A 17,773-nucleotide genomic window follows, 5' to 3' on the forward strand; every position below is an offset into this window, starting at 1 on the left:
AAGAAGAAGCCGCAGACGAAACGGCCGGGCTCAGGTGTCCGGCGATGGTGCCGGGATCGTGTCCCACGCCGGCCTGATGCTGGTCACCCGGACTGCCGAGCTCGTCGGGCTTCCCGAACTCCTGCGTGAGGCGCTCGCGCCGTGGCGCAAAGACCACGCCACCCATGATCCGGGCAAAATCATCTCGGACCTGGCGATCTCTCTGGTCGCTGGTGGCGACTGCCCGGCCGACCTGGCCGTGGTGCGCGGCAGCGATACGGTGTTTGGGTCGGTCGCCTCGGACCCGACCGCGTCTCGCCTGTTCGCCCTGCTGGCCGCTGACGCACCGAAAGTGCTGGCAGCGATCGACAAGGTACGTGCCGCCACGCGGGAACGGGTGTGGGCGTTAGCGGGCCCGGCGGCCCCGAATCACCAGATCAGCGCCACCAACCCGCTGGTTCTGGACCTGGATGCGACGATCACGATCTCCCACTCCGATGAGAAGGAGAACGCGGCCCCGACATTCAAGAAGACCTTCGGGTTCCACACCTTGGCTTCGTTCATCGACCACGGCCCCGGCGGGACCGGCGAAGCTGCCGTGGCGATGCTGCGGCCGGGAAACGCCGGATCGAACACCGCGGCCGATCACATCACCGTCATCCGGGACGCTCTGGGCCAGATCCCCGGCCTGCCGTGGCGTGCCGGGAAGAAGATCCTGATCCGCGCCGACACTGCCGGAGGCACCAGAGAAGTCCTGAACTACCTGCACAAACGGGGCTTGTCCTACTCGGTCGGGTTCACCATGACCAACGCCCTGACCGCAGCGGTCGACAAAGTCCGCAAGGCCACCTGGACCCAGGCCTACAACAGCGACGGCCAGCCCCGCGAGGGCGCCCAGGTCGCCGAACTCACCGGGCTGCTTTCGCTGTCGGGCTATCCGAAAGATATGCGGGTCATTGTGCGCCGTGAACGCATCCACCCCGGAGCTCAGGGCCGGATCACCGACCGCGACGGATGGCGGCTCACCGCATTCGCCACCAACAGCAAGGTCGGGCAGCTGGCCGAGTTGGAGATGCGGCACCGCCGACGCGCCCGCTGTGAGGACCGGATCCGGCAGGCCAAAGACGCCGGCCTGCGGAACTTCCCGTTCAAAGAATACGACAAGAACAAGATCTGGCTCGCCCTCATACAGCTCGCCGCGGACCTGACCGCGTGGACCCAAATGCTCGCCCTGACCAGCAGCGACGCCCGCACTTGTGAACTCAAACGCTTGCGGCTACGACTCTGGGCGATCGCCGCCCGCTCAGCCCGCCACGCCCGCACCCAGCACCTGCGCTACGACCGCGCCAGCCGGTGGACCCCCGTCCTGCTCGCCGGACTCCACCGCCTCGACACCTACCGATCCTCCGCCTGACCCCCAGCAACCACGTCCTGACCAGCCGACCTGAGGAACACCCCGCCGGAACCGTGAAAACCGGCCACCACCAGCGACAACGGTCACCTCGTCATACCCCGAACATAGAATCCGGGCCAGCCCAACCAATCCGAACCCTTCAGGCCGGGATCAGCACCTCATGAAATATCGAGGCTCGCATACGCTCAGGCCACGAACCGGCTACCGCCGGTACTCACCCTCACACGAATAGGCGGGACTACACCGCCCATTCCCTGACCGCCGAATTGTCACAAGCGGCTGCCGGTTACTGTCAAACTGCTCCGAGAAACAATCACCACGCGGTCGCTTCGCTCCCTTATTTCGCGGCAATTCTTTCTCTCCACTCATTTGACAGTAACCGCCACCCGTGACGGCGGCATATATCAGGAAAAGGGCACGCATAACGGGCCTAGAATATCGGTTTACCTATTGCCTATACCCCCCTATTCGAATACAATAGAGGACACGGATAGAAATGCTCGACTCTCACTGACAGGATACGAAACAATGAGCGCACAGACACCCGCAATCACCGTCTACACCAAGCCCGCATGCGTCCAGTGCAACGCCACCTATAAAGCACTCGACAAAGCCGGAATCGACTACACCGTTATCGACATCACCACCGACGAGAATGCCCGCGACTACGTGATGGGGCTGGGGTACCTGCAAGCCCCTGTCGTTGTCGTCGACGAGACCACCCACTGGTCCGGGTTCCGCCCCGAGCAGATCCGAGCACTCGCCACCGCCGCCATCGCCTGAACCGCATGGCCGGGCACCCGATCACCGAGGAGAACACCATGAGCGCACTCACCGCCCCACCAGCGGCCATCGCTGGGCATGAACCCCTCGCTGAAACAGTGCACCCCGATATGGGGTCGATCGCGGGATTCCCCGACACCGACACCGACACCGCTTACGAACAACGCCGGCAACTCGAAACCGACCTCCTCGTAGCCCTGTCGTGGGCGCCCGCAGACATGGTGGCCGCCATCGTGCACGCCCTGCTCGGCGACCTCGCGCACCGCGTCGCGACCGCCGGCAACCCGCCCGACCGCATCCCGGCCACACACCCCCTGTTCTGCGACCACGCCGCAGCGACCGTGTTCGCCGCCATCGTCGAACTCGTCGACACCGGACGACCCGTCACCCCAGCCACCATCACCGCTCACCTCGGGCAGGATGGCCACACACGTGCGGTTCGTCATCTGCTTCTTGAGCTGACCTCGCCGTCCGGGCGGCCGCCGCTACCCGGGAGCCCCGAAGCACCGCACCTGGCGATCGACCTCGTCGACAAGTGGTACCGGGCAGGATTCATCGCCTTCATCGACCGCCTCGCCCACGCCGCACGCGAGGCCCGCGACAACCACGAGCTCGCCGCCCACCGCGACCACCTCATCGCCATCAGTCACACCGCCGACCACCGACGCCGCACCACCACCGACGATCTCGCCGCCCTGTAAACCACGACCACGGAGAAAAGGGAACCGTCATGTACCGCCGTCCACACCTGGCCCACCTGAACACCCACCGCGACGGGCTACGCGTCCCGCTGCTGTTCGCCGACAGCCACACCGCACCCGACCGGTCCCCCGCCATCACCCTCGACACCGACCGGCACGGACAGCTGATCACCACCAGCCACCCCTACCGCGACGACCGGACGATCCTGCGAGTACTCCTCGACGGCGCGCCCTGCTGGATTAGTGATCGGTGGATCGCACACCGATCCTGCCAAGAGTGCATCGACGTGTGGCAGCAACTCGGCACCGAGTACTACAACGCCGCCATCGACGCCAGTCTGTACCTGGCCACGCACCTCGACGTCGGCCACTACCGCGGCGAGACCCTCGTGCTGCACCCGGCCGATGAACTCTCCGACAAGCTAGATCAGGCCGTCTGATGGACATTCCCGCCCAGCAACGTCAGGACGAGGACGATGCCGCGCGCCTGCGCCACGAGGGACGGTCCTGGTCCCTCGTGGCCCAAGAACTCGGCGTCACCATCGATACCGCGAAACTCCTCGCGGCCGCCAGCGACACCCGCGCCCACGAACGCGCCCACAGGAACCAACAAACACTCTTCTAGCCGACCCCGCCGCGACCGCCGTCGAGGCCGCACACACCCATAGAATGGACTTCACGCATGGCAACCATCACCCACGCCGACGAGGAGACCATGATGGGCACCACCGACCGGCCCGCCGACTACACGCCCCTCACGCGTGGCGAGCAGACCGCGCTCGCGGCCGCCGCCGACATCGAGGTCATCCTTACCAGTATCGATGCCGGACACCGTATGGCCGGCATGGCCCTGACCGACGACGACAAAGCCGCCGTGCGCCGCGTCGACTCCGGTGCAAGCACCGTCGACGACGAACGCGACCAGCTGATCGCAGAACTCGGCCTCGACTACCGTCGATGATCAACCTCGACCTACCGCACCACTTCGGGCCCGACCCCGACCCGGCCAAGGTCGAAGCGTTCGAGCGACGCATGACCGCGATCCGCCTCGCGCAGATCGAACGCGACCCGTGGCAGCACGGCCACACCTTCGACCTTGGCCACCTACAGAATCTGCATCACCAGATCCTGCAGGATTGCTATCCGTGGTCGGGGACCCTGCGCACCGACGTGCGTACCGAGGCGATGGGCATCGAGCACTGCCCGCCCGAACATGTCGCCGATTACGCCGCCGCGGTCACCGACCACATGGCCGCCACACCCCCACCCGTGCACGACGGGCATGCCGCCCTGGACCTGGCCGCCGAGCACTGGGCGAACCTGACCTACCTGCACGCCTTCGCTGACGGCAACTCCCGGACCCAACGCGCGTTCATCCAGCTCTACTTGCGCTCTGGCGACTGGGACCTGGACTGGTCACAGCTCGACCCCGAACTCATCCACGCCGCCCGCCACATCGCCGTCACCGACGACCCCCACAACGAGCAGCTGCGCGATCACGTATGGCTGTCCGCGGCCCTGGAACCAGGGCTGGTCCCGTACGGGCACGGCAGCGCCCTGAACTACCCCGCCTACCCCGTCGACGGCAACCGGCCCGTCGCCATTTTCATCACCATGCTCGAAGCCAAAGAACACGGCATCGACCCCCACACCTACTTCCGCGACGACCACACCGAGAAGATCAACGAGACCGCCGCAACGCTCGCTCGCCTCCAACAGCTCGAACAACAATGACTCGACCACGAACGCCACGCCGCCGAGCACGCGGCCACCGTCGAGGAGGCTCACGAGCACGAGCGGCAGCGACAGATCCACGAACACCAGCAGCCACCGCACCACGAACACCAGCACGGCCGCCGACTCTAAAGAGGTCGACGGCCGCGAGTTGGCCTACGCCGGTGTCAGGAGGCCCGGCGTATCGGTGCCACCCATCCCAACACCGGCAGACGCCACACCCGCTGCGCTACGCGCGAGCGGTACTGGCCGTGCTTGGCCGCGAAGATCCAATGCCCGGCAAGCCACAACCCGAGGCCGATAGCGGCCTCGATCGGGAACCGCGGAGTCGCGGTCACGCTGTTGTGAATGGCCATCCCGCCGACGCCGTCGAGGATGAGCACGAGACCGATCACCCGGCCGATGCCCGACCCGAATGTCCACAGCGCAATCACGGCGAGGATCGCCAGACCGATGAGAGAAATTCATGGGCTCACTCTGTTCGATTCGTCTGCGACCTCGCGCGCATCTGGGCTGGTTTCGTCCCAGTCGAAAAGGCCCAGTTGTCCAGGCATCGCCACACCTAACGCTGCCTGCACCGCGCGATCGTCCCACCCGGCCGCGACCGCATCACGCAACGCGAGCGCCCGCGCCCGTCGAGCTTGTCGATCCAGACCCGTTCCCCCGCGCCCGTAGCCGCTACCGCCGCCCCGGCCGCGGTGTGCCATGTGGGCGAGGTTGTCGGCTTGAGTACCCGGTACGACGTGCCCGGCGCCGGCGCGCACACAGATCGGGTTATCGCATTCGTGCATCGCCACGACGCCGCCGTCGATCCACCCGTAGACGGCCGCGTACGCGAACCGTTGCGCCCGCACCACCGACGGTCCACCTGCGCGGCCGACCCAGAACCGGCCGTAGCCGTCGTCGCCGATCGCTCCGGTGTAAATCGTGCACGAGCCCTCGCGCGGCCCCGGAACACAGTAGGTCGCGAACCGCGCAATCTCATGCGCGTGCGCGATCGGATCGACGATCAACTCCTGAGCCCACATGGCCTAGCTCTATCAGTCGCCACCGACAGAAACCGGTACACGATCCCCCACCGGTTCGTCCCCCGACTCCCCTAACGCTTCCCGCTTCCCCGACACCGACTCACCCTCGCCGCGCTCGCCTACCGGCGCGGCCGGTTCCGCCGACTCGCCGGTGTGCCCGTCTGGGCCCGTCCCCTGATCGGTCTCCTGGCTCGCCTTCTTATGCGCGCTGATGTGTTTACGCACATCGGCTTCGCTGAGTCGGGTCAGATTCGCGATGTCGGCGACGGTCTCGTCGCGTGCGCGCATCGCCGCGATCCGCGCATCGATCGTCGACTCTGCGTCGGCGACCGCATCACGGTAGCTCTGCTCGGCGCGAGCGATGATCTTGTCGCGTTTGGTCGCCGCAGTATCGCGGACTGCTCCGGCTTTGAGGATCGCTACCAGATCGGCTTCGTTGGCTTCATCGCGGCGGCGCTGCGCCTCGCGTTGGGCGGCCACTCGCTGGCGCGCGATCTCGCGCGCGGACACTTTCTTGGCAGTCTCGGACATGCCAGTTCACCTACCTATGTCGTTGTGCTCGCATCCCCCGGCAGGGCCGACGGCAATAGATCCATATCGAACAGTGGAACGCACCCTCAGCCTAAGCCGGGGAACCACCCAGAATCCAGCACATCACCACCACCAGAACATCACCACCGAACCGACTACAGACACACCAGCACTGATCACAGATCGAAACACGAATACAGCCACACACCTCTTGCATTAAGGTCACGAAACGATAACGCCTGCTATCGTCGGGGTATCCCGGCCCCGCGGTAGACACACCGCCATGGGCGGCCAGCGCGAAATTTCGGTGAGGTGGTGATCGGCGATGATGAGCTTGCACAAGCTCTCCGCCGGTGACGGCTACGAGTACCTGACCCGCCAAGTCGCGGCGAATGACTCGACTGAACTTGGGCAGGACAAACTGGAGTCCTACTACTCCGCCCAGGGTGAAGCCCCCGGCCGCTGGCTCGGTGAAGGACTGGCCGCGTTCGACGACATCAGCCGTGGCGACCTGGTCACCAGCGAGCAGATGAAAGCCCTGTGGGGCGAAGGCCGGCACCCCAATGCCGACCAGATCGAGAAGCAGCTGATCGAGCACGAACACTCCGCCCAATACGCGCTCGCGGCCACGAAACTCGGCACCCCGTTCAAGATCTACGAGGGCGCACCGGAGTTCACCAAGGCTGTCGCCGAAGCATTCGCGGCTCACAATCAGGCGCATGGCCGCAAGAGTCGCGACGCTATCGACCCCGATACGCGCGCCCAGATCCGCACCACTGTCGCCCACAACATGTTCGCCGCAGAATTCGGGCGCAATGCCCTCGACGAACGCGAATTGTCCGGGTGGATCGCGCAGAAGAGTCGGTCACAGACCAACGCAGTCGCAGGCTACGATCTCACCTTTTCGCCCGTGAAGTCCGTGTCTACGTTGTGGGCTGTGGCCCCACGCGAGGTCGCGGAGCGTATCGAGACCGCGCATCAGGCGGCCGTGGACAAGACTCTCGCCTCGCTCGAACGCGAGATCCCCTACACCCGTATTGGCTCTAACGGAGCTGCCCGAGTCCGCGCGCAGGGACTGATCGCCGCAGCGTTCACCCACCGCGATTCGCGTGCGGGCGATCCCGACCTGCACACCCACGTCCCCATCTCCAACAAGGTGCATTACCAAGGCAGCGACGGGATCTGGCGGTGGGGCGCGCTGGATGGAAAGCCGTTGCACCGGTTGGCCGTGGCTGCCTCCGAGGAGTACAACAGCCGCCTCGAATCGGAGATCATCGCCGCGTTTCCGCAAGCGCGTTTCGCCGACCGCGACCCCGGACTGCGCGGCAAACGCCCGGTCCGCGAACTCGTTGGCGTCTCCCCCGATCTGATGGGCCGCTGGTCCGCGCGTACCCGCGCCATCGAGGACCGCACCGCCGAACTCATCACGAGGTTTCAAGCCGAACACGGTCGTGAACCGACCGCCGTCGAGCACATCGCGCTACGCCAGCAAGCCAACCTCGACACCCGCGAAGCCAAACACGAACCCCGCTCACTGGCAGAACAACGCACCCAGTGGCACAGCGAAGCCATCGCCGAACTCGGCACACCCGCAGCACTGAACGCGATGATCCACGCCGGTATCGGACACTCTGCCGAGGGCCCGATACCGGTCGAACTCGCTACCGAAATGCGGCGCATCCGTGGACATCTCACACTCACGATGCCGCCCGAACAGGCCGCACAACTGTGCACCAACACCCCCGAGATTCGCCGTCGCGCTATCGGGCAGATCGCCCAGCACGGGCCACACCCGGCCGGACTCACCCCGGGTGAGGCCGAACACTACGGGCACATCGCCATCACGAAGATCAGCGCCACGCGATCAGTGTGGAAAGCCAACCACGTGCGCGCCGAAGCCATGCGCCAGGCCCGCATCCTCGGTATCGACCCCGACCACATCGAGTCCGTCGCCGCCCACATCACGTCCGCGGCACTCGATGATCACAGCGTGCAACTGACCGATAGCCGACGACTTTCCGACCTTCGCGAACCGGCTCTCTTGCGTGATGATCGCGGCGAATCAGTGTTCGCCGACCGCGGCCTGGACGACTACACCAGCCATGCGGTGATCGCCGCCGAACAACGCATCATCGCCGCGGCCGCCGATCACACCGGGCACCGGATCGACTCGCTGCACGTGGACATCGCGCTCCTGGAACAGGAGGCCAACAAGTTCGCGCTCAATGCCGGACAAGCCGAACTCGTCCGCCACTTCGCCACCAGCGGTGTACGTTTTCACCTCGCTCTGGCTCCGGCCGGTACCGGTAAAACCTCCGCGATGTCAGCGTTCGCGGGCGCGTGGACCGCCGCGGGTGGAACGGTTATCGGGTTGGCGCCGACCGCCGATGCCGCGCAAGTCCTCGCCTCCGACATCGGCCGACAGACCGACACCCTCGACAAGTACGCGCACCTCGTCCAGGCACTGCACGCGTCGGCAAACGATCCCGACGCCCGCGCTCGCATCCTCGAATCGGCACCGGAATGGTTCACCTCGATCGGCCCAGGAACAGTCATTCTGATCGATGAGGTCGGTATGGCCTCGACCTCCACACTCGACGCGGTCGTCACTCATGCCCTGGCTGCCGGTGCCGACATCAAAGCCGTGGGCGATGACCAGCAGCTCGCATCCGTCGCGGCCGGAGGCGTCCTGCGTGATGTCGCAGAACTCGGCGACACCCTGACTCTGCGCGAGGTCATGCGGTTCGCTGACCCGGTCGAAGGTCGCGCATCCCTGGCACTACGCGAAGGCGATGACTCGGCGATCGGCTACTACATCGATCACCATCGCGTGCACGTCAGCGCCGACCTGGCCGCCGCCGACACCGCCTACACCGCGTGGCGACACGACATCGCCGCCGGACACGCATCGGTCCTTCTCGCCCCGACCGCCGACACCGTCCGCGCCCTGAACCAACGCGCCCGCGCCGACCGACTCGCCGCCACCCCGCCCACACTGCGCGACAAACTCACCGGACGCACCCGCGAAGTCATCCTCGCCGACGGCCTGGCCGCATCGGCAGGTGACACCATCCGCACCCGCCGCAACGACCGACGACTGCGGTTGTCCTCGACTGATTTCGTCCGCAACGGCTACCGGTGGACCATCGAGAAAGTCGGCACAGACGGCACCATCACCGCCCGCCACGAACGCTCGAACGCACGCATCATCCTGCCCGCCGACTACGTCACCGAACACTGCGAACTCGGCTACGCCGGCACCATCCACTCCGCGCAAGGAATGACCGTCGGATCACGCGGGAAGCAGCAAGGAACCTGCCACATCGTCGGCGCCGACACCCTCGACCGGCAGATGCTTTACGTCGCGATGACCCGCGGCGTCGACGCCAACCACCTGTACCTGGGTACCAGCGAATCCGACCCGCACAAGATCATTTTCGACCGTGCGCAGAAGCCACCGACCGCCGTCGACATGCTCCGCACCATCCTGGGCCGCGATGGCCGCCAAACCTCCGCGTCGACCATCGCCCGCACCGACCTCGCCGCCGCCACGCACCTGGCGCACTCGGCCGACAGCTACGCCACCGCCGTGGCCGCCGTCGCCGAACACCACCTCGGCCCCGACGTCATGGCCGCGATCGACAACTACGCCGAAACCCTGCACCCGGGCCTGACCGACTACGACGGGTGGCCGACACTGCGCACACACCTGGCCGTCCTCGCGCTGTCCGCACCCGCCGACAGTGACCGTGCCGACTACGCCGCAGACCGTCTGCATGCTGCGATCGGCCGCCGCGAACTCGACAGCGCCATCGACGTAGCGGCCGTCCTGGACTGGCGCCTCGATGCCAGCGGCAACCACTCGGCCACGCCTGGTCCGCTGCCCTGGCTGACCGGCATCCCCACCGAACTCGCCGATCACCCCGTCTATGGTGACTACCTCCGCGGCCGCCGAACGCACGTCACCGACCTCGCCGACCAGGTGCGCGCCGACACCGCCGCATACGCCACCGCGACCTGGCGACAGCGTTTACCGCACATCGACGACGAGCTCGCCGCCGACATCGCAGTGTTCCGCATAGAGCATCGCGTCGCCGACAACGACTCCCGACCACTGGGACCGCCACAACCAGGAGCAGCCTCACGCAAGGCACAAGAACGCCTAACCGAACGCATCGATCACCACCCCGATACCTCGCGGTGGAACGACCTCGCGACAACAATCGACCCCCACCTACTCACCGACCCGTTCTGGCCCGAACTATCCCACGCCCTCGACGACGCCCACACCCGAGGAATCGACGTCGAACCGGTCATCGAACGCGCCGCAGCACATCACCCACTGCCTACCGAGATCCCCGCAGCAGCCCTGTTCTGGCGCGCCGCCGACGACCTCGACGCCAACCCCGTCACCGCCGCCCGCACCGCGCTCGACCACGCGAACATGGACCTGACCGACCAGCGACTGGCAACTCTGGCCGACTCCATCGGCGCAGACACCACGAGCACGTGGGCACAACACGCCGACCGCGACGACCTGATCGCAGCACTGGCGGTTGCCCACGCCCACACCGGCCTCGCCCCCGAACACCTCGTGTCCGCCGCCGGATGCCACCGCGACATCGACGACCTCACCGAAATCCTGCGGAACCTTGGAGCCGTCACCACCGCGCACACCCCGCCCGCCGCGCTACCCGGCGACGACCCCACCGCCGCCCACGCGACACGGCAGGCGCACGAGCGCTACCACACCGTCATCACCGCTGCGCGCCGCGAACTCGAGCGCACTCCCCCGGCATGGATCACCCAACTCGGCAGCCGCCCCAGCCATCCAGAGACCGCCGCCGCATGGGACACCGCCCGTGACACACTCCTCACCTACCACGCCGAATACGGGATCAGCGACGAAGCAGTCCCCGCCCTGCCCAGCGACGCGCGCCCCGCACAGATGCGCGCGCATGAACACGCCCGCGCCAGCCTCGCCGAACTCGACCGCAAACGTCGACAAGAACAACTCGACCGCCTCGCCGCACTGGAACAACACCGCCAACAACAGCTCGACGAACAACGCCGCCAAGAGCAGGTCCATCACATGCCGCCACCGGCACCGCACCACCAGCAAGGCCGACACATGTAGCTGCCTGACCGGCAATGACTCAGGGAAGTAGCCCGGGGGAGGGTCTTTGTAGGGTTGTACCCGTTCCGCAGCCGATGGAAGGTTCCGCCCTCGATGTTTACTGCCTGGATCGACGAGTCCCAGTCCAACGCACGACTGGACCCCGGCACCTACATGCTCAGCGCGGCGATCATCGAGGACTCGGCGGTCGATGTCGCCCGCGCAGCCATGCGCACACTGCTCCTGCCTGGTCAGCGTAAAGTCCACTGGCGCGACGAGGGGCGCCACGAGCTCATCGTCACTACTATCGCGGGCCTCGACGTCGAACACCTTGTCGCGGTGCGCTGCGCTCCCGAAGCTGCCGCTCGACCCGAACGCCAACGCAGGCTCTGCCTTGACCGGCTGCTGCCCGAGCTGGTCGCGCTCGGCGTGACGAGTGCGATCCTCGAATCACGTGGCCGTAAGGACGACCAGCGCGACATCGACGCGCTCAACTTCATCCGGCGACGTCGCCTCATCGACGGGGATCTTCGGATCGATCATGTCGGCGGTCCAGCCGACCCACTCTTGTGGATACCGGATGCGTGCTGCGGTGCCGTCACACAGTACCGATGCGGCAACTCGACACACTTCGACCAGCTGCGACCTACCCTCACGTTCATCGACGTTGACGGGTGAGAAAAAGACCATGAGATAACGCGAAACCCCAGGCCCTGTCGTCCGGCAGGATCTCCTGGGGTTCACTTCCGATACTCACCGCAGTGGTATGGCTACGGTTCAAGTGTAGCACGTTCCCAAATCGCGTTTGCCTCACTCGCGCAAGGACACAAAGAGCGGCAGGAGAAGGGCCTGATCGCTGTTCCGGGCGGGGAACAACAGTGACCAGGCACGCCTTCTCCTGCCGCCGGTAGCGGCTTGTTCCGGGGCACCCGACCCGACTCGGGAGTCGGGCCGGCGGAACAGGCCGCTAGTTCTAGGGCGCTCGGTGTTACGCCGAGCTTTCGGGCACGAACATCGTGGTGTCGGTGTCGAGGGACCACCATCTGCCGTCGAGGTTGAACCAGCCTTCGGGTTCCCCGGCGTCGACGTCGGCAGTGCGGGCTTTGCCTGCTGCTACGAGGTCGTACATCTGTGAGGGTGCGATCGCTGGTTCGGCTGCACCCGTTGATTCAGGGCCGGGATCGGGTTCTGGTTCGGGTGTGGGTTCTCGGCGGGCTGCGAGGTCGTTGTCTATCCACTCCCCTAGATCGGCGGGTAAGGGTTGTTCGTCGAAGACGATCAGTTTGCATTGGTGCGCCGAGCACGATCGGGTGCTCATATCGGCGGTTGCGGCCAGGAACGGTCGTAGGTAGTAGGCGTGCCAGGCGGCCATGTCCGACCAGTACGGTAGCCCGGTTCTTCCAACGGCGTGCAGTTGCGTGTAGGCCGCGCGGTGCGCGGTCATCAGCGCGGTGAGTTCTTCGACCATCCGGGGGTGTCGGTACCAGCAGGGCGGGACCTTTTCGAGGACTTCGTAGCGGTGACGGAACCACTGCACCCACCGCACGAGCTCGTCCCACAGGCGTTCGGCGGCGTGCTTGTCGAGTCCGTCCCAGCAAAAGCGCGAGGGCCGGAACACTCCGGCGCGGGGCGTGCCCTCATCGTCATCGGCGGCCATCGGGCTAGCCCACCTTTCCCAGGTCTTCGATGCGGGCGTGGACGTTGCCCGTCTGACGGATGTGGTTGAACAGTGCGGTCGAGTCGGTGACCGCAGCGTCGAGGTCGGGGCGTTCCCACACGGTTGGCAGCTCGACGATGATCGGTCGAGCGTTGCGGTAGATCATCAACGCCTGTCCTTCGGGTAGTTCGCGGATCTCCTGGGCACTGAGCACGGGTACTTCCCGGACATCGCCCGGGCGTTCGGACCGCTGTTCTAGCCGGGTGCCGAACAGTCGTGAGATCGATTCGAGTTCGTCGATGTCACCAAGGCCGGGCAAGATGATGCGGTTCGGTGCGTTGATCGTGAATTCCTGTCCGGCGTCGCGTCCCCATCGTTTGATGCTCTGTAGCCGGTTGTGGGCGTAGGCCCAGATGCAGATTCCGCGGCCACCGGAGTCGGTCATCTTGTTCGGCAGACCCGGTATCGGGGCGATGTTGTTGACCTCGTCGAGGACGAGGCGAGCGGGAACCGTAAGGCGGCCAGAGGGTTCGAGTTGGGATTGTCGGTTGAGGATCTGGTAGACCTCGGCGGCCATCGCGGCCACGATCGGTGCGACCTTCGGTTGATCGGCCTCGCAGGAAATGTAGAGGGTGTTGGCTCCGTGGAGGACGAAGGCCGCCAGGTCGATCGATTCGGTGGCCGGGACGTCGACCATCTCGCGGATGGCTGGATCGGCGAGGGGTTCGAGCATCGTGGCAGCAGTCGCGAACACATCACCCACGGACGACGATTCCGAGGTCATCAGTTGCTGCATGTCCCCTGCCCACTCCGGGTAGAGCTTCGACAAGATCTGATACGGCTGGGAGACGTCCATCGATCCGACCCACTCGCGAATGTCTCTCAACCGCAGATCGGCGAGTGCGGCGGCCATCAGGCAGCAGCGCAGGACCACCGAGCCGCGTGTCTGCCAGAACGAGGAATCCTTGACGTTGTCCATCGGGGCCGCTTTGACCATCGCCTCGGCGCGGCGGATCGCGATCGTCGGGTCCTGGCATCCAGCCAGGACCGACCACCGCAACGGATGCGGCCAGCCGGTCAATCGTTCGGGATCGAACACCGCGATCTCACCATAGGTTTGCCGTTCGGCCAGGGTCGCCGCGATCAGGTCGGCCTTGGTCGTGGTCACCATCAAGAAGCCGGGTGCGTCCCAGCACCGTTGCACTGCTGACCGCCATGTCTTACCCGAGCCGGTCGGCCCCTCGATGAGGGTGCAGTCACGATGCTGGACGAACACCGACTGCTTCGAGTCTCGGTGCACCCCGACGTAGATCGCTGCCAACGTCGGATCGACGACGTCGCTACCTGCCATCTGCGAGGTCCGGGCCCGTTCGACGGCGGCGTGCTCGGTCAGATTCGCGTGGTGTAGATCCTGCGCGCTGGCCAGCCCGCGTTCTGCGATCTCGCGGCGTGCTTTGCGCTCGTCGACGAACGCCCAGATCTTCCACGCGCACACCCCGATCGCGGTCAGCAGCGCGATGAACACGAGCCAGAACAGCCAGCCCGGGCCCGGTGCCGGCGCGGTCGCCGGCCACCCGTTGGCCGGTGTCCCGGGGCTGGTCCACGCGGCTTTGACAGCGGCGAACGGGGCCGGGTCGTCTCCGCCGGACGGCCAGGCCCACCCGTGCCCGGACAGGAGCCCGGAGATCGCTCCGGCGACCGCGAGTCCGCCGCCACCGATCAGGAGAACACCCAGGACTGCGCCCATGAGGGTCAGGATCAGGGTGGTGGCGGGATCGGTGCCGCGGTGGGGCGGGTAGTCGTGGTAGCTCATCGGTCTCTCCTGAATGCTCGCAGCCTGGGGTTTAGTAGTGCTCGGGTGTGGTGACCGACAGTCGGGTGTAGCCGGTCGTCAGGGTCGTGATCGTGAGGATGACGATCACACCGAGGGCGGCGGGCCCGATCGTGGACTGCCACGGACCTGCCAGTAGTGCCACGAGCCCGAACGCGAGGACCGCGAGAACGGCCAGGGCGGTGAAGAAGCTCCCGGCCAGGTTCGTGATCTTCAATAGCAGCCACATCAGTCCGGCGGCGACGATCGCACCGGCGGCGACCCACGCCCACAGGACGCCGTCGGCCGCGGGTTGGGTGAGCTGGTGCTCGGTCCAGTACTCGACGCCGACCCAGCGGGTCGCGATCGCCTCGATGATGACCGCGCCGACGTAGGCGAGGATGCCGACGATGGCGGCGGTCACGGCCGCGCTCCCCACATACTTCGGTAGGTCTACGCCCGGATCGAAACTGGGTCGCGGACCCAGGCCGGCCGGTGCTGCGGGCGGGGCCTGCTGTGGATACGTCGGGTATGAGGGGTCGACCGGGCCCGGGTAGAGCTGGTCGGCAGACTCGTACGGGGTGGAGTCGTAGGTGTTGTCGATGTGGGTGTAGGCCAGGGTCTGCGGCCGCGGTGGCGGCGTGTGTGGGCCCATCACCTGCGTGTAGTCGGCGTCGGTGTCGTGGGGTCGGTCGGGGTTGCTGGGCGTGCTCATGACGATGTTCCTTTCGCGAGTTCGGTGGTTGCCGGTGCGGGGCGGGCGATGGCGCGGCCTATGGGGAGGCTGGCGCCTCGGGGAAGGATCTGCGCGTTCTCTGCGCGGCGGAGGTAGTCGGTGATGATGGCGACCGCCGATGCGATGACTGCGGTGATGATCCACCCGGTGTGTACCGGAAGCCCGACACCGCGCTGGTGCAGCTGAGCGGCCGCGATGAGCAAGACGATCGTTCTGGATGCGATGGTGCGGGAAATGGTCTGAACACAGTTGCGCGCGATCGAGGACGTGGCAACGGTGCCGCGCCAGCGCGCAACGGCCAGTCGCACGACCGCGACCAGTATGGCTAGGACCGCGATGACTGTGAACACCACCGCCAACAACGATCCGCTGGTCCCTCCGGCCATGACGGCCGAGACCAGGACTGCGCTGCCTGTGGCTACCGAGTCGGCGGCCGCGACGACGTCGGAGTCGGCGACCCGGTCGGCAGGAAACAGGCCGTCGAGTTGTGCCTGAGCGAGAAGGTCGCCGACCACGAGGCCGACCACGAGGTAGAGGGCCAGCCACGGCAGATACTCGATGACGGCGGTCGCTGCTGCCAGCCGGTGCACGGCAGGTCTGGACCGCTGATCGGCCGAGGGGGTGTCGTCGACGGGTGTAGTACTCATTATGCTGTTCCTTCCAGGACGTTGTCGGTGTCGGTGAGGAGGACTTCGGCGCGTGATCGCATGTGCTGCATGAGGATCGGGTCGCGGCCTTTCATCCACACCAGGCACTGACCGCGGTGCAACCCGGTGAGGACGTCTTTGGTTTCCGGTGGCAGGTGATACATGTCGACGACCGCTTGCGCGTCGTCTTCGCGGCCCTGCCGATAGAGCAGTGCGATATCGGATTCCTGCATCAACGCGCGTGACGGGGAGTCGGCGGAGTGGTCGGACAGGTGGTGAAACGCCGACCACGTCGACAGGCCCAGACCACGGCTCAGTTTCATGTTCGAGCGCATCACCGAACCGGTCGATCCCTCGCCGAGGTGCCAGCCTTCCTCGAACACCGCGATCGTCTGCTGCCGATCACGGGCACGGGCGGCGAGCCGGTTCGCCAACCACGTCTGCGCCGTGGTCATCACCACTCGCAGTCCTGCTCCCTGCTCGGGCAGGGCCGACAGATCGAAGTGCACGAACGGGCGTTTGAGGGCTTCGCGGATCTGCGGCGAGGTGGGTTGGTCGACCAGGCCACGTAGTGCGCCGTCGACCAGTTCCAGGATCGCCAGACCAGGGTCGCGGCCCCACGCCTGGGACTCATAGGCCCACCGGGCACCGAACCCGCCACCGTCACCGAGATCATCCCGAATGCTCTGGGGGAGATCGGCGCCGCGGCGCACGTAGTCGAGTGCTTCGTGGGAGGCTCCGGACGCGCCGTCGAGGAGTTGGCGGGCGACATCGCGCAGCAGTGGTTCGGTGCCGGCGGCGCGGGCGCGTTCGGTGACGATCTTGAGCGCCAGGCGCACCGCGGCCTTCTCCTGCGGCGGCAGAGGCCGTTCCATCGCATCACGCAGCACCGCCACGAGCAGCATTTCCTGGCCGGCGGGGACGACTCCGTATTCGTCGTCGTTGCCGTGGCGGCCATCGGTGGAGATCTCCGGGTCGAGCAGGTTCAGCGATGCGCCGCCGCCCCCGGCGCGGAAGATGATCGACTCGCAGTCGAGGGCTTCGGCGATCGGCGCGTACTCGCCGCGATCGCCCTGACGCTTCTTGTCGAACGCGGCGACTTGGCGGCGCATGATCAACTGCCGCGTCACTCCACAGGTTTTCAGGACCGAGGACTTCGAGGAACCGATGTCGCCGATGGCGCACACGTTCACACCGTTGATGACCTTGTGCCGGTACAACTCGAACGGGTCCAGGCTGACCGCGCCCCCGCCGATCAGGTTCCGCCCGGCCAACAACCCCGAGTGCTGCACCGGCTGACGAGTCGTCGCCAGGTTGAGCGCTTCGGCCTGACGCGTGGTCGTCCACGCCCCGGACGGGCGCTCTTCGTAGAACCCCCACCGGTCCAACCACCGCTGACGGGTCGGCGGCTCGCGCCGAAACACCTTCTCCCCCACCTGCTCCCGATCCTCATCGTGATCATCGTGTTCGTAGGCGGTGTCGGTGTCGGTGACGTAGCGTTCGTTGATGTCGTCGGCGGTGGGGTCGTCTTTGCCGAGGATGTAGCGGATCCACTGTTTCATCGACCGGCCCTGCTCCTCGGGGTCGAGGGCGACGGCGGTGGGTTCGTGATCGTTGGTGGTAGTCATCGCTGGTTC

Annotated in this window: 17 protein-coding genes; 9 read left to right on the plus strand and 8 right to left on the minus strand. The window is 66.2% G+C overall.

Features of this window, described 5'->3' with window-relative positions:
* Positions 1-34: 34 nt before the first annotated feature.
* From BKA16_RS22960 to BKA16_RS22990, 7 genes are all read left to right on the plus strand, one after another.
* Entirely contained in the window at positions 35-1,393 is a 1,359-nt protein-coding gene (locus BKA16_RS22960; RefSeq protein WP_183373312.1) for an IS1380 family transposase, read from the plus strand.
* 528 nt (positions 1,394-1,921) lie between these two features.
* Complete coding sequence (gene nrdH, locus BKA16_RS22965; RefSeq protein WP_183373313.1) at positions 1,922-2,176, plus strand: glutaredoxin-like protein NrdH; 255 nt, start codon at positions 1,922-1,924, stop codon at positions 2,174-2,176.
* Positions 2,177-2,214: 38 nt separating this feature from the next.
* Entirely contained in the window at positions 2,215-2,877 is a 663-nt protein-coding gene (locus BKA16_RS22970; protein ID WP_183373314.1) for a hypothetical protein, read from the plus strand.
* Positions 2,878-2,906: 29 nt separating this feature from the next.
* Entirely contained in the window at positions 2,907-3,317 is a 411-nt protein-coding gene (locus BKA16_RS22975) for a hypothetical protein (RefSeq protein WP_183373315.1), read from the plus strand.
* The gene (locus BKA16_RS22980) at positions 3,317-3,502 is read left to right on the plus strand and encodes a hypothetical protein (RefSeq protein ID WP_183373316.1); all 186 of its coding nucleotides are present in this window, start codon (positions 3,317-3,319) and stop codon (positions 3,500-3,502) included. The genes BKA16_RS22975 and BKA16_RS22980 overlap by 1 nt, the downstream gene beginning before the upstream one ends.
* Before the next feature lie 57 nt (positions 3,503-3,559).
* Entirely contained in the window at positions 3,560-3,838 is a 279-nt protein-coding gene (locus BKA16_RS22985; RefSeq protein WP_183373345.1) for a hypothetical protein, read from the plus strand.
* On the plus strand, positions 3,835-4,611 hold the full coding sequence (locus BKA16_RS22990) for a Fic/DOC family protein (protein WP_183373317.1): 777 nt from the start codon (positions 3,835-3,837) through the stop codon (positions 4,609-4,611). Before BKA16_RS22985 ends, BKA16_RS22990 begins: the two co-directional genes overlap by 4 nt.
* Before the next feature lie 167 nt (positions 4,612-4,778).
* Here the strand turns inward: BKA16_RS22990 and BKA16_RS22995 are convergent, their stop codons facing one another.
* The 3 genes from BKA16_RS22995 to BKA16_RS23005 are packed head-to-tail and all read right to left on the minus strand — an operon-like array spanning position 4,779 to position 6,170.
* Positions 4,779-5,045: a hypothetical protein gene (locus tag BKA16_RS22995; protein WP_183373318.1), complete on the minus strand. Its 267-nt coding sequence runs from the start codon at positions 5,043-5,045 to the stop codon at positions 4,779-4,781.
* A 30-nt stretch (positions 5,046-5,075) separates the two neighbouring features.
* Positions 5,076-5,639, minus strand: a complete 564-nt coding sequence (locus tag BKA16_RS23000; RefSeq protein WP_246372611.1) for a hypothetical protein — start codon at positions 5,637-5,639, stop codon at positions 5,076-5,078.
* A 12-nt stretch (positions 5,640-5,651) separates the two neighbouring features.
* Entirely contained in the window at positions 5,652-6,170 is a 519-nt protein-coding gene (locus BKA16_RS23005) for a hypothetical protein (RefSeq protein WP_183373319.1), read from the minus strand.
* 325 nt (positions 6,171-6,495) lie between these two features.
* Between BKA16_RS23005 and mobF the strand changes: the two genes are divergently transcribed.
* Positions 6,496-11,307, plus strand: a complete 4,812-nt coding sequence (mobF, locus tag BKA16_RS23010) for a MobF family relaxase (protein ID WP_183373320.1) — start codon at positions 6,496-6,498, stop codon at positions 11,305-11,307.
* A 93-nt stretch (positions 11,308-11,400) separates the two neighbouring features.
* Positions 11,401-11,964, plus strand: a complete 564-nt coding sequence (locus tag BKA16_RS23015; RefSeq protein ID WP_183373321.1) for a hypothetical protein — start codon at positions 11,401-11,403, stop codon at positions 11,962-11,964.
* A 310-nt stretch (positions 11,965-12,274) separates the two neighbouring features.
* Here the strand turns inward: BKA16_RS23015 and BKA16_RS23020 are convergent, their stop codons facing one another.
* From BKA16_RS23020 to BKA16_RS23040, 5 genes are read right to left on the minus strand one after another with little or no spacing between them, the layout of a single operon-like run.
* Entirely contained in the window at positions 12,275-12,943 is a 669-nt protein-coding gene (locus BKA16_RS23020; RefSeq protein ID WP_183373322.1) for a hypothetical protein, read from the minus strand.
* A gap of 4 nt (positions 12,944-12,947) precedes the next feature.
* The gene (locus BKA16_RS23025; RefSeq protein ID WP_183373323.1) at positions 12,948-14,756 is read right to left on the minus strand and encodes a type IV secretory system conjugative DNA transfer family protein; all 1,809 of its coding nucleotides are present in this window, start codon (positions 14,754-14,756) and stop codon (positions 12,948-12,950) included.
* Between the two features lie 31 nt (positions 14,757-14,787).
* On the minus strand, positions 14,788-15,468 hold the full coding sequence (locus tag BKA16_RS23030) for a hypothetical protein (protein WP_183373324.1): 681 nt from the start codon (positions 15,466-15,468) through the stop codon (positions 14,788-14,790).
* A complete protein-coding gene (locus BKA16_RS23035) occupies positions 15,465-16,136 on the minus strand; it encodes a hypothetical protein (protein ID WP_183373325.1) in 672 nt (223 codons plus the stop codon). Before BKA16_RS23035 ends, BKA16_RS23030 begins: the two co-directional genes overlap by 4 nt.
* Entirely contained in the window at positions 16,136-17,764 is a 1,629-nt protein-coding gene (locus BKA16_RS23040; protein WP_183373326.1) for an ATP/GTP-binding protein, read from the minus strand. The genes BKA16_RS23035 and BKA16_RS23040 overlap by 1 nt, the downstream gene beginning before the upstream one ends.
* Positions 17,765-17,773: the final 9 nt, after the last annotated feature.

Source organism: Gordonia humi (genome assembly GCF_014197435.1).
Lineage (GTDB): Bacteria > Actinomycetota > Actinomycetes > Mycobacteriales > Mycobacteriaceae > Gordonia > Gordonia humi.